Raw genomic sequence first — 11,846 nt, forward strand, 5'->3', positions numbered from 1 at the left:
GGGCATCGTCGACGAGCCCCAGGTGTCCGCCATCCAGTGGACGAAGCCGGACACGAAGTCCGCCGCCAGGTAACCCACCAGCACCGTGCTCAGCACCAGCCAGGGACCGACATGTGGGTTGCCCCACAGCTGGTACACCAGCATCCCCTCCAGTCCCAGGAAGGTGACGATGCTGGCAATGTCCATCATGCGGATGGCGCGCGTGTAGCCCTTGGCCAGGACCTTGGCGTCCTGCAGACGCAGTTTGTCGGTGACGTTGTTCTTCATCTTACACCTGGTGGGAGCACCGGGAACGTGCCGTTCACGAGGGAACCTACGTAGCCTAGCTGGATTCTGGTTTTCAACGAACCTGCTGCAGCCAGGATGGCCAGCGGTCAGGCACCAGCGGCGGGCAGCGCCCCCCGGTCAAGCGGCCGGGAATGCGACGGCGAGCAGGAAGAGCGCTACGCTTACCTTGTGCCGGTCGGGTCCCACTGCTAGCGTCCGGCGCCTCTGGCATGGCGAAAACCTTCGAGAAGGCCGTCACCGGCTTCAACCACAACATCAAGCACAAGGGGAAGGTCTACCACGTCCAGACCGAGGACTCTGGCGTCAACAACCCCCACATCATCACTCACCTGTTCGTGGGCGGTAACATCCTCGCCTCGAAGAAGACGTCGTACGCAGACATCCTCAACGCCGAGAACCTGGCCGAGGTCGTCCGCGAGCTGATGGAAGAGCAGCACAAGGAGATGCTGCGCAACCTCATCAACGGCGTGTACGACAGCTTCGAGTCCAGCGCGACGCGGCACTACCAGCCCGGCCAGCTCGCCCCCGAGGCGGAGGTGAAGGCGCAGCCGGTGGCTCCCGTCGCCAAGCCTGTCCCTCCCGCCGCCTCGCAGATGCCTCCCGAGGTGGCCGCAGCCCTCGCCATGAAGGTCAAGCCCAAGATCAACGAGGTGGGCGTGGAGACCCTCTTTGGTGAGGACCTGATCTCCGAGAAGAGCCTCGACGAGGTCATCCTCAGCTATCTGGCCGGCGAGGGTGAGCAGTAGTCGGAGCCGTCCAGCACCCCCTCGGCAGCCCCGGCGGCGAGCAAGCGATCGCCACGGAGTGGAGCGATGGGCCACTTGGGTCCACAATCGCCCTGCCGATGATCCAGATGTTCCATGTCTACAAGGCCTACCCCGGTGACCCGCCGGTGCTCTCGGACATCAACCTGCATGTCGAGAAGGGAGAGTTCATCTTCCTCACCGGTCCCTCGGGCGCGGGGAAGACCACACTGCTGAAGCTCCTGTTCTGCGGGGAGAAGGCGACCAAGGGGCAGATCCTCGTGGGCGGCCGCAACATCGCGCGCATCCGCGAGTCCGCCATCCCCTACCTGCGCCGCAACATCGGCGTGGTGTTCCAGGACTTCAAGCTGCTGCCCCAGCGCTCGGTGGAGGACAACGTGGGCTTCACCCTGGACGTGCTGGGCGTGCCCCGGGCCGAGGCGCGCGAGAAGGTCCACCGCATGCTCAAGCTGGTGGGGCTGGAGCACAAGGCGAACTCGTACCCGCTGCGCCTGTCCGGTGGAGAGCAGCAGCGCGTGGTGATCGCTCGGGCCCTCGTGAATGATCCCACCATCCTCCTGGCCGACGAGCCCACCGGAAACCTGGACCCGGCGCTCACCCTGGAGATCATGGATCTGCTCAACCAGGTCAACATCCGCGGCACCACCGTAATGGTGGCCACCCACGACAGCTCGCTGCTGGCGCGCTACCAGAAGCGCACGGTGCGACTGGAGCGTGGGTTCATCGTGTCCGACGAGGATGGCGTCAAGGCGGCGCGGCGGATGATGGCGGTATGAGCGCGCTGGCCAAGGTCTCCTACTTCTGGCGCTCGGCGGCCGGAGGCCTGCGGCACTCGCCGTTCGTCCACTTCATCGCCATCACCACCATCGCCATCGCGCTGTTCGCCGCGGGGCTGGCGCGCACCACGGGCCGGGCGCTGGATGGGCTCATGGCCTCGCTCGGCGGCGAGGTGGAGGTGACGGTGTACGTGACGCCGGAGCTCGTGCCAGAGCAGGTGGATGCCCTGCGCGCGAAGCTGGAGACGGCCAGCGGAGGCCAGGCCGTGCTGGTGAAGCCAGCCGAGGCGCTCGAGCGGCTGGCCCGTGAGCTGGGAGACCTGGGGGACGCGCTGGCGCAGCTCCCGGAGAATCCATTGCCACCCTCGCTGGAGCTGAGCGTGGCCCCGGAGCGGCGCACCCCGGAGCTGCTCGAGGCGCTCGCGACGCAGATCCGCCTGCTGCCCGGCGTCACGGGCGTGGACTACGGCCGCGAGGCAGTGGAGCGGCTGACGGCGATCGCCCGGGCGCTGCGCTTCGGCGGGCTGGTGGCCTTCGCGGTGGTGCTCTTCGCCACCATCATCATCGTGTCCGCCACGCTTCAGCTCGCCATCTACGCGCGGCGCGAGGAGATTGAGATCCAGAAGCTCGTGGGTGCCACGGACCGCTTCGTCAAGGCACCCTTCCTCATCGAGGGGCTCCTCCAGGGGCTGTTAGGCGCGGCGGTGGCGCTGGTGGGCCTGTGGGCCTTCGGGCGGCTGGTGGGGCCCACGCTGACGTCTCTCTTCTCCTTCCTGCTGGGGCCTACCTCCTCCGAGCCCCTGGTACGCCCGGCGCTGGCGCTGGAGCTGGTGATGGCCGGGGGCCTGCTGGGGCTGGTGGGCAGCTTCATCGCGGTAGGGCGCTTCTCGAGGGTATGAGCCGCACGGTCCTCCTCACGCTGCTGCTGGGAGCCACCACCGCGCTCGCACAGGACGAGGCGGCAGAGCGGGCCACCGTGCGCGAGCAGCTCGCCACGCAGCGCGCCGCCGTGGCCCTCATCGAGTCCAAGAAGGTCTCCGTGCTGGAGGGCCTGGAGCTGCTGGAGCAGATGGCGGCCCTGTCCCGCAAGCGCGTGCAGGTGGTGGAGAAGGACCTGGCCGCCTTTCGCAAGCGCGTGGCCGTCGCCGAGCGTGAGGAGGCCGTGGCGCGCGCGGTGCTCCAGCAGCAGCTTCAGCGGCTCACGCCCCGGCTGCGCGCCCTGTACCGGTTGACGCGCCGCCAGCCCATCGAGGCGCTGCTCACCTCCCAGGACTTCTCTTCGCTCGTCTGGCGCGCGCGGACGCTGGAGGCCACGATGAAGAGCGACCTGGAGCTGCTGCGCGCCGTGCAGCACGTGGCGCGGCTCGAGCACCAGGCCGTCCTCGAGCTGCGGCGGCTTCAGGGCTCGCTCGCCACGAGGATGGCCTTCCTCAAGGAGCAGGTGGCCTTCGCCCAGCAGCAGCAAGCGGCGCTGCAGGACGTGGTGGCCACGCTCTCGGGCGAGGCGGATCTGGTGCGGCGGGTGGTGCGCGAGCTGGAGCAGGCGGACGTGGAGCTGACGCGGATGCTGGACGATCTGAAGGAGGGGACGACCGCCACCGGCTTCCGCGCGCTCAAGGGCAAGCTGTCCCTCCCCACCGCGGGCATCATCGAGGTGGGGTTCGGCAAGGTGATCAACCCGCGCTTCAACACCGTCACTGTGCAGAAGGGGGTGGACATCCGCGCCGCGGCGGGAACGCCCGTGCGCGCCGTGGCGCCTGGCACCGTCGTCTTCGCCGGCTCGCTGCGCGGCTATGGCAACCTGCTCATCCTGGACCACGGCAGCGGCTACCACTCGCTCATGGCCCACCTGGCCTCGGTGCTGCCCGAGGTGGGTGCGGAGATCCAGGCCGGCGAGGAGGTAGGCTCTGTGGGGGATACAGGCTCCCTCAAGGGGGCCTACCTCTACTTCGAGATCCGCAAGAGCGGGTTGGCCGTGGACCCCAGGCCTTGGTTCTCCAAGGGGTCTTGACGCGCTGCATAAAAACCAAGGGCCCATTAATGTAGGGGCTGGACCCTTCACAGGAGCGAGCGAGCCCGGTGGACCTCTTAGGTGGTGTGCAGAAGGTGATGCGCCACATGCTGGTGGTGCGTGGCGTGGAGTCCAAGGTGGTATCCGTCGCCGGCCAGTCCGTGCACATGTACGAGCTGAAGGGGCAGGGGAAGGGGCCGCCGGTGGTACTCGTCCACGGCCTGGGAGGCTCCTCCAACGGCTTTGCCGGAGTGTTCTTCGGGCTGGGCAAGCGCTTCTCGCGGGTGCTGGCGGTGGATCTGCCCGGACACGGCTTCTCCGCCGAGTACTGCGGTGGGCCCGTCTGTGTGCGAAGCCAGTTCGACGTGCTGCGCCTCTGGTGCGAGCAGGTGGTGGGCGAGCCGGCCTTCGTGGTGGGCAACTCGCTGGGAGGGGCCATGGCCGTGAGGCTCGCCGCGGACCACCCGGAACTCGTCCGGGCGCTGGGACTGGTGGCTCCGGCCGGGGCCGCGCTGGCGCCCGAGGCCTTGGAGGCGGTGCTGGCCAACTTCAACGTCCGGACACCCTCCGAGGCGCGCGCGCTCACCCGGCGCCTCTTCCACAAGCCGCCCCTGCCCGTGATGCTCTTTGCCGGTGAGCTGAAGAAGTTCTATGGCACGGCCACGGTGCAGGCTCTGGCGGCCGAGGCCCGTGCCACGCGCGAGAGCCTCACGCCCGAGATGTTGCAGGGCCTGAAGATGCCCGTCCTGCTCGTTTGGGGGGGGAGCGAGCGGCTGCTGCCCGCCGAGACGCTGGAGTACTACCGGGCCCACCTGCCCCTCCATGCCCAGGTGCGCGTGGTGGAGGGCTTCGGGCACATCCCCCAGGTGGAGCGGCCCGACGAGCTCGTGGCCCAGTTGGTGCGCTTCGCGGACACAGCAGGGCTCTAGGGGCGGTGTAGACTGGCGGCGCTACTCCTGGAAAGGACGCACCTCGTGAACCGCCTGCTCCACTCGTGGCGTGTGGCGCTCGCGGCGGGCTTGCTGCTCGCCGTTCCCACCGCGCGCGCGGACCGCGAAGACACCACCTACAAGAACCTGGAGGTGTTCGCGCGGGTGCTCTCCTACGTGGAGAACAACTACGTGGAGACGGTGGATCAGCGCCGGCTCATGCATGGCGCCATCAAGGGCATGCTCGAGACGCTGGATCCACACACCCTCTTCATGCCGCCAGAGGTCTTCAAGGAGATGAAGATCGACACCTCCGGCGAGTTCGGAGGGCTGGGCGTCGAGATCGCTCGCAAGGGTGAGAGCCTCGTCGTGGTGGCGGCCATCGACGACACGCCCGCGGCGCGCGCCGGCCTGCGCCCAGGGGATGAGATCCTCCGCATCGACGACGAGTCCACCCAGGGGAAGGACTTGCCCTGGGCGCTTCAGAAGATGCGGGGCCCTGCGGGCAAGCGGGTGCTGCTCACCATCATGCGCGACGGCTTCAGCGCGCCGCGAGAGATCGCCATCATCCGGGACCACATCCGGATTGTCTCCGTGGAGGGCTCGCTCTACGGCGGCATCGGCTACGTGAAGGTGAAGAACTTCCAGGACCGCACGGACCTGTACCTGCGCAAGGAGCTGGACCGGCTGCGAGGGCTCAATGGCGGCAAGGAGCTGCGGGGGCTGGTGCTGGATCTGCGCAACAACCCGGGCGGGCTGCTGGATCAGGCGGTGGCGATCAGCGATCGCTTCCTCCCGGGCAGCTTGGCCATCGTGACGACAAAGGGCCGCAACGGCGCCAACGCCACCGAGGAGCGCAGCAAGGATCGGGACACGGAGAGCAACTACCCGCTGGTGGTGCTCGTGAATGCGGGGAGCGCCTCGGCCTCGGAGATCGTCGCCGGCGCGCTGCAGGACCATGGGCGCGCCGTCATCATGGGCACGCAGACCTTCGGCAAGGGCAGCGTGCAGACCGTCATCGAGCTGGAGGACGGCTCCGGGCTGAAGCTGACCATCGCGCGCTACTACACGCCCCACGGCCGCAGCATCCAGGAGCGGGGCATCACCCCGGACTTCAGCGTCCCGGAGGAGCCGGGCGGCAAGCCAGGCCGAGAGACGCGGGAGAAGGACCTGGAGCGCCACTTCAAGGCAGAGCCCGTGGTCTCGGCCCCCGAGCAGGCGAGCAGCCCTCGGGCGCTGCCTGCCAACCTCAAGCCGTGGGATGTCACTGCAAAGCTGAAGGACCCGCCCCTCAAAGTCGCGCTGGAGTACCTCCACTCCGTGGCTGGATCCGAACAGAGCGGCTCGCCCCGCGCGGGTAATACGGAGCGGTAGCGTTACTCGCTGGCTTTTCGCCGGGCAGTCCGCTTAATGGTCGGCGCATGGTGGAAAGCGTGATGCGACGACCCTGGAACCGCGTGCTTCAGTCGGCGCTGAGTGGCCTGCTGGTGGGCCTGCTCGCCTCCGGTCCGGCTCTGGCGCAGCAGCCCGCGGTGCGCTTGCTGCCGCGCGTGCTCCCGGCCGCGGCGGCGCCGAAGCTCACCGTCCTGGTGGTGCCACTCGATTCAGCGGCTCAGGCCCAGCTGCCTCGGCTGTCGTACTTGGCTGAGCAGGCGGTGGCGGGCGCCGGGCGCTTCGAGCTCGTGCGCCTGGCCGATGCGCTGGATGCGTCAGGCGCTCGTGAGCGCGAGGCGAAGGCCGAGGAGGCCGCCGCGGCGTTCGCCGAGGGCCAGAAGGCCTATGACGAGCTGGACACGCAGAAGGCGCTCCAGCAGTTCGACACGGCGGCCAAGCTCTACGAGCTCAGCGATCTGTCCCGGCACTACCCGGAGCTGGCCCGGGCGCGAGTGATGAAGATCGCCTCCTACGTGGCCAACGGTGACAACAAGGCGTTCGCGCGCGAGCTGAAGGAGGTGCTCGCCCGCAACCCTCACGCCGAGTTCTCTCCCAACTACTTCCCGCCGGACGAGCTCGCCCTCGTCGAGAAGACGCGCAAGACCATCCTTGCTGATGCCACCAGGACCCTCGAGGTGAAGACGGGCGACGTACCGGCTCAGATCTTCGTGGACGGGCAGTTCAAGGGCACCTCGCCCTCGAAGCTCCAGGACCTCACCCCCGCCGAGCACTTCGTCACGGCCATCGCGCCGGGCTATTCACCAGCCCAGGGGAAGTTCCGAGGCGAAGCGAGCCTCACCCTCCAGCCCGTGCCGGCCGAGCCGCGCCTGAGGGCGTGGGTGGAGCGGATCTCGAGCGATCCCCTGGGCGAGGATCGGGATGCGGCACTCCGGGAGCTGGGCACCCTTGCGGGGACGCAGCAGGTGCTGGCGCTGCTGGTGCGAGGCACACCCGGGGCGGTGCCTCAGGACGCCATCGCGCTCCGCCTGGACGTGTCCGATGGCCACAACCCGGGCTATGCGGCGGCTCCCCTGCCGCTCGCGGGCGAGGTGATGGATGCGGGGCTTCAGTCGCTCCTCGCCGCCGTGCTGAAGGCGGACGCGCCGCGCAAGGACGGCCCCGTGAAGCACTACGTCACCGCCGGGCCAAGCGCGGGGCGCCGGACGGCAGGGTACGTGCTGCTGGCCACCGGCGCGGCGCTCGTGGCGGGGGGCGTCTACTTCGGTCTCGAGGCCTCCTCCAAGTCGGATCAGTTCAAGAGGACGCCCCAGAGGGATTCGCGCGCGAAGCAGCTCAGCTCGGACGGAAAGAAGTTCGCGCTCATCGCCGATGTGGGGATCCTCGCCGGCCTCGTCTCGGCGGGCGCGGGCACCTGGCTGGCCTTCCTGGGAGGCGGGGGCGGTGGAAAGGCCGAGGCGCGGAAGAGCCCCTCGGAGCCTCGCTCTTCGCCAGCACGCGAGATTGCGCCCACGACTCGGCCCGCGGACAAGCCTGCGACGGCGCCCGCCGGCCAGCCCGCGGACAAGCCTGCGACGGCTCCTGCCGCGGCCGACAAGGCCGCGACGGCTCCTGCTCCCCAGGGCAAGCCTCCCACTCGTGCGGAGGAGGAGAAGCGCAAGCGCGAGGAGGCGGCGAAGGGTGCGGAAGAGGAGCGGCTCAAGCGTGCGGAAGAGGAGCGGCTCAAGCGCGAGGAGGAGGAGCGCCTCAAGCGCGAGGGCAACGACAAGCGCAAGCAGGAGGAGCAGAAGCGGAAGCAGGAAGAGGAGCGGCTCAAGCGCGAGGAGGAAGACCAGCGCAAGCAGTTGGAAGAGAAGCGCAAGCGCGAGGAAGAGGACAAGCGCAAGCGTGAGGAAGAGGACAAGCGCAGGCGCGAGGAGGAGGACAAGCGCAAGCGCGAGGAGGAAGAGAAGAAGAAGCGGCCCCCGCTCGACGAGGACGATCTCCGGAACTACTAGCCATGCGCTCTCATCCACTCCCCTGGTTGCTCGCAGTGCTGTCCCTGCTGTCAGCCTGCAGCCTGCTCGTTGATTTTGATCCCGAAGGCCAGCCTTGTGACGGTGGGAGTCAGTGCCTCCCGGAGTACGTGTGCACCAACTCGCGCTGTGTCCCCCCTTCTGGCGGGGATGGAGGCACGGGAAGCTCCAGCCTCTGCGAGGACCCCACGGGCTGCCCCGAGCTGCCTGCCGAGGCCCACTGAGCCGCGTCTGCCTGCCTGCCCGGCCCGCGTGGCCCTTCAGCCGCGCCGTGGCTGGCCGGCCGCAAGCTACAGACCTGTAAGTCCGTGAAATTAAAGGGTTAGCCCCACTCACGCTGGCAGTTTTCGTGACCTGTAGCACGAGTGGTGTTGGCATCCCGCGTGCTGAGGAACGGACCCAGGAGGAAGCACCAACATGGGCAAGCGCGTCGGAGTGTTGATGGGCGGGTGGGGCGAGGAGCGGGAGATTTCACTGAAGACTGGCGAGGCGGTGGTGGCCGCGCTGGAAGAGCAGGGCCACACCGTGACCCGCGTCTTCGCCGGACCGGGGCTGGACCGGGTGCTGCGGTCGGCGGAGCTGGACGTGGCCTTCCTGGCGCTGCACGGGCGGATGGGCGAGGACGGCAAGGTGCAGGGACTGCTGGAGCTGCTCGAGCTGCCCTACACGGGATCTGGCGTCATGGCCTCCGCGCTGGCGATGAACAAGCCGTTCGCCAAGAAGCTCTTCCGGCTGCACAACCTGCCCACGCCCCAGGGCTACCGCATCGGCCGCGAGGAGCTGGCCACACTCCAGGAGCGCCATGGCGATCTGGGCTTCCCGTGCGTGGTGAAGCCGGCGTGTGGCGGCTCGTCCGTGGGTCTGGCCTTGGTGAACGAGCCCGAGGCGCTGGCCTCCGCGGTGGCCGAGGCGTGTCGCTACGGCGGCGAGGTCCTGGTGGAGCGCTTCGCGCGCGGCCGAGAGGTGACGGTGGGCATCCTCGGCGGTGAGGTGCTGGGAAGCTGCGAGATCTCCTACCCCCGCGAGGGCTTTGACTACGAGGCCAAGTACAAGGGCGGGGCGCGCTACTTCCTCCCGCCGCGGCTGTCTCCCACGCGGCTGGCCAATGTGGAGCACCTGGCGCTCGCGGCGTGGCAGGCGCTGGGCTGCCGCGGCTACGGCCGGGTGGACCTCATCTGCTCGGATGAGGACAACGACGTCGTCCTCGAGGTCAACACGCTGCCGGGGCTGACGCCCATGAGCCTGCTGCCGAAGATCGCCGCGCAGCGGGGCATCACCTTCCCGCAGCTGTGCGAGCGCATCCTCACGCTCGCCACCCGCGACGAGGCGGGGGTCACCGAGGCACCCGAGCGGGCCACGGTTCAGCCCGCGCCGCGCCGCGCCGTGGGCGGCTGAGCCAGGGGAGGGGATGAGTTCCCCTTCCACGTCCCCTGGACCGGCAGCGGGTGGTGGAAGTCCATTGCAGGGAACCCGGGGCACGAGTGCTCCCGGGCGTTCAATGGAACCCGTCCGGGAGGCGCCTCGAGTCAGCGCGGTCAGCCTTCGCGACGAGCACCTCGTGGAGCAAGGCCAGGAGTACTGCGCAGAGGGCAATCCAGGGTGCGATGACCACCAGGCCGAGCCGCTCACCCAGGAAGCCGGCAATGCTCGGGATGATCGCGACGCCCGCCGTCCCGGCGCTGACCTGGAAGCCCACCGCATGAGGAGCGGCCTTCGCGCCCACCCGTCGAGGCGTCTCGGCCATGAGGGCCGGAAAGATGGGCGCGAGCGCGAAGCCCAGCACCGCCAGCCCGACTGCGCCCACCCAGGCCGGTAGCCCCGGAGCGGCGAAGACGAGGGCACCCACGACAGCTGCCGCGGTGCCGAGCCTGAGCAGCCGGACGGTGCCCACCCGCTCGACGATGAAGCCGAGCACGATGCGCCCGGCCAGAAGACTTGCCCAGTAGACGCTGACCCACGTCCCGGCCGTGGCGGTATCCACGCCGCGAGCCTCGACGAGGATCGTGTAGCTCCACTGGCCCGCCGCGACTTCAATCCCCGTGTAGACGAAGAAGAGGGTGATCTGCAGCCAGACACGGGGATGGCGCAGCACCGTCCATCCGCTGAGCATGCGCGGTGCCTCTCGTGGAGCCTCCGTGCCAACCGAGCCCTGCGAGTTGTGGCTCCACTGTCGGCGCGTCGCGATGAAGGCCACCGCGAGCACCCCCAGGCCTCCGCTGATGACGGCATATCCCGTTTGCCACCCCGCACCGCTCGTGAGGATGACGGTCATGATCACGGGCCCGAGCGCAGCGCCGGCACTGTACGCGGCATGCAACCAGGTCATGTGGCGCGCCCCAAAGTGGTGGGCGGCGTAGGTGTTGAGCCCCGCGTCGATCGCTCCCGACCCGAAGCCGACGACGCACGCCGAGGCCAGGAAGAGGACGAAGGCCGGCGCCGAGCCGTAACCGGTGACGCCGAGCGTGACGAGCGCGGTGCTACCGGCGAGGAGCCCGCCGATACCGGCCACGCGGATGAGCCGGCCCGCCAACATCCCCGAGAGGAAGTAGGTGACGGCGCCTGCGGCCAGCGGGGCGCCCAGCGCGGCTTGAGGAAGGGCAAACGCCTCGCGCAGGGACGGCCAGGCGACGCCGAGAACGCTGTCCGGCAGCCCCAGGCTGACGAAGGCCAGGTACGCCAGCACGAGGAGGGCAGGTCGCCGTCGAGTGGCCTCCGCCATGGGTGGGGACTCGGTCGGATGGCTCATCGAGGAGAACCTGGTGAGGCAGAGGTAGCATACGGCCGCTCAGGAGGCGTGCATTCTGCCAAGCATTCGCTCGCGGTGCGGTTGCCCTTGTTGTTTCATAGGTTGAAGTTCTTACAACCTGGACCGAATGGGAGAGGGCCATGCGCGGGATCCTTGTCTTCGCAGCCACCGTGACGCTGGTCGCCGCCACCGAGGCCTATGGCCAGGAACGCGCCTCCAGTGGCCAGCGCCCGCCTGTCGAGACCCAGCCTCCCGAGGCCCGCAACCAGAAGCCAGCCGCGCCCGGCCAGACCCGCGCACCGCAGCCTGCGAAGCAAGCCTCCGTCCAGACCCAGGCTGTCGCGAAGGGGCTCGAGCGCCCCTGGGCGCTGGAGTTCCTGCCTGACGGGCGCATGCTGGTGACCGAGAAGCCGGGGCGCATGCGCATCGTCGACGCGCAGGGCCGTCTCTCGGAACCAGTGCGCGGTCTGCCCGAGGTCTTCGCCGAACGTCAGGGCGGCTTGCTCGACGTCGCTCTCGATCCCGACTATGCGAAGAATGGCCTGATCTACTGGAGCTACTCCGAGCCTCGCGAGGGTGGCAACGGCACGGCGCTGGCTCGGGGACGTCTGGTGACGGGCCGCCAGCCGCGCGTCGAGAACGTCCAGGTGATCTTCCGGCAGCAGCCCACCTTCCAGTCCGGCCTGCACTTCGGTTCTCGCCTGGTCTTCGCGCCAGACGGCACACTCTTCGTCAGCCTGGGCGAGCGTTCACTGCCCCAGTCCCGCGTCAGGGCCCAGGATCTCGACAGCACCTTCGGCAAGGTGGTGCGCATCCATCCGGACGGCTCGATTCCGAAGGACAACCCACTGGTGGGCCAGAAGGACGCCCGGGCCGAGATCTGGTCCTACGGTCACCGGAACATCCAGTCCGCCGCGCTCGACCC

11 protein-coding genes are annotated in these 11,846 nt (G+C 68.9%); 9 read left to right on the forward strand and 2 right to left on the reverse strand.

The window, feature by feature from the left end; translation table 11 throughout:
- Positions 1-267 (reverse strand): fatty acid desaturase CarF family protein (locus tag VD972_RS00175; RefSeq protein WP_324978897.1); only part of this gene is annotated, 267 nt, incomplete at its 3' end.
- A gap of 230 nt (positions 268-497) precedes the next feature.
- Between VD972_RS00175 and VD972_RS00180 the strand changes: the two genes are divergently transcribed.
- The 8 genes from VD972_RS00180 (at position 498) to VD972_RS00215 (ending at position 9,570) form a co-directional block, all read left to right on the forward strand.
- Complete coding sequence (locus tag VD972_RS00180; RefSeq protein WP_324978900.1) at positions 498-1,034, forward strand: hypothetical protein; 537 nt, start codon at positions 498-500, stop codon at positions 1,032-1,034.
- 98 nt (positions 1,035-1,132) lie between these two features.
- The gene (gene ftsE, locus VD972_RS00185) at positions 1,133-1,828 is read left to right on the forward strand and encodes a cell division ATP-binding protein FtsE (RefSeq protein ID WP_324978903.1); all 696 of its coding nucleotides are present in this window, start codon (positions 1,133-1,135) and stop codon (positions 1,826-1,828) included.
- Positions 1,825-2,727: a cell division protein FtsX gene (locus VD972_RS00190; RefSeq protein ID WP_324978906.1), complete on the forward strand. Its 903-nt coding sequence runs from the start codon at positions 1,825-1,827 to the stop codon at positions 2,725-2,727. The genes ftsE and VD972_RS00190 overlap by 4 nt, the downstream gene beginning before the upstream one ends.
- The gene (locus VD972_RS00195) at positions 2,724-3,839 is read left to right on the forward strand and encodes a murein hydrolase activator EnvC family protein (protein ID WP_324978909.1); all 1,116 of its coding nucleotides are present in this window, start codon (positions 2,724-2,726) and stop codon (positions 3,837-3,839) included. The genes VD972_RS00190 and VD972_RS00195 overlap by 4 nt, the downstream gene beginning before the upstream one ends.
- A gap of 68 nt (positions 3,840-3,907) precedes the next feature.
- A complete protein-coding gene (locus tag VD972_RS00200; RefSeq protein WP_324978912.1) occupies positions 3,908-4,768 on the forward strand; it encodes an alpha/beta fold hydrolase in 861 nt (286 codons plus the stop codon).
- Between the two features lie 45 nt (positions 4,769-4,813).
- On the forward strand, positions 4,814-6,142 hold the full coding sequence (locus VD972_RS00205; protein ID WP_324978915.1) for a S41 family peptidase: 1,329 nt from the start codon (positions 4,814-4,816) through the stop codon (positions 6,140-6,142).
- 62 nt (positions 6,143-6,204) lie between these two features.
- On the forward strand, positions 6,205-8,157 hold the full coding sequence (locus VD972_RS00210; RefSeq protein ID WP_324978918.1) for a PEGA domain-containing protein: 1,953 nt from the start codon (positions 6,205-6,207) through the stop codon (positions 8,155-8,157).
- Between the two features lie 435 nt (positions 8,158-8,592).
- Positions 8,593-9,570 carry a D-alanine--D-alanine ligase gene (locus VD972_RS00215; protein ID WP_324978921.1) on the forward strand — a complete coding sequence of 326 codons (978 nt, stop codon included), beginning with the start codon at positions 8,593-8,595 and terminating at the stop codon, positions 9,568-9,570.
- Between the two features lie 100 nt (positions 9,571-9,670).
- Here VD972_RS00215 and VD972_RS00220 read toward each other — a convergent pair whose 3' ends face one another.
- Complete coding sequence (locus VD972_RS00220; RefSeq protein WP_324978924.1) at positions 9,671-10,921, reverse strand: MFS transporter; 1,251 nt, start codon at positions 10,919-10,921, stop codon at positions 9,671-9,673.
- 140 nt (positions 10,922-11,061) lie between these two features.
- Here VD972_RS00220 and VD972_RS00225 point away from each other — a divergent pair.
- Positions 11,062-11,846 (forward strand): PQQ-dependent sugar dehydrogenase (locus VD972_RS00225; RefSeq protein WP_324978927.1); only part of this gene is annotated, 785 nt, incomplete at its 3' end.

This window comes from Hyalangium sp. (genome assembly GCF_035629615.1).
GTDB lineage: Bacteria > Myxococcota > Myxococcia > Myxococcales > Myxococcaceae > Hyalangium.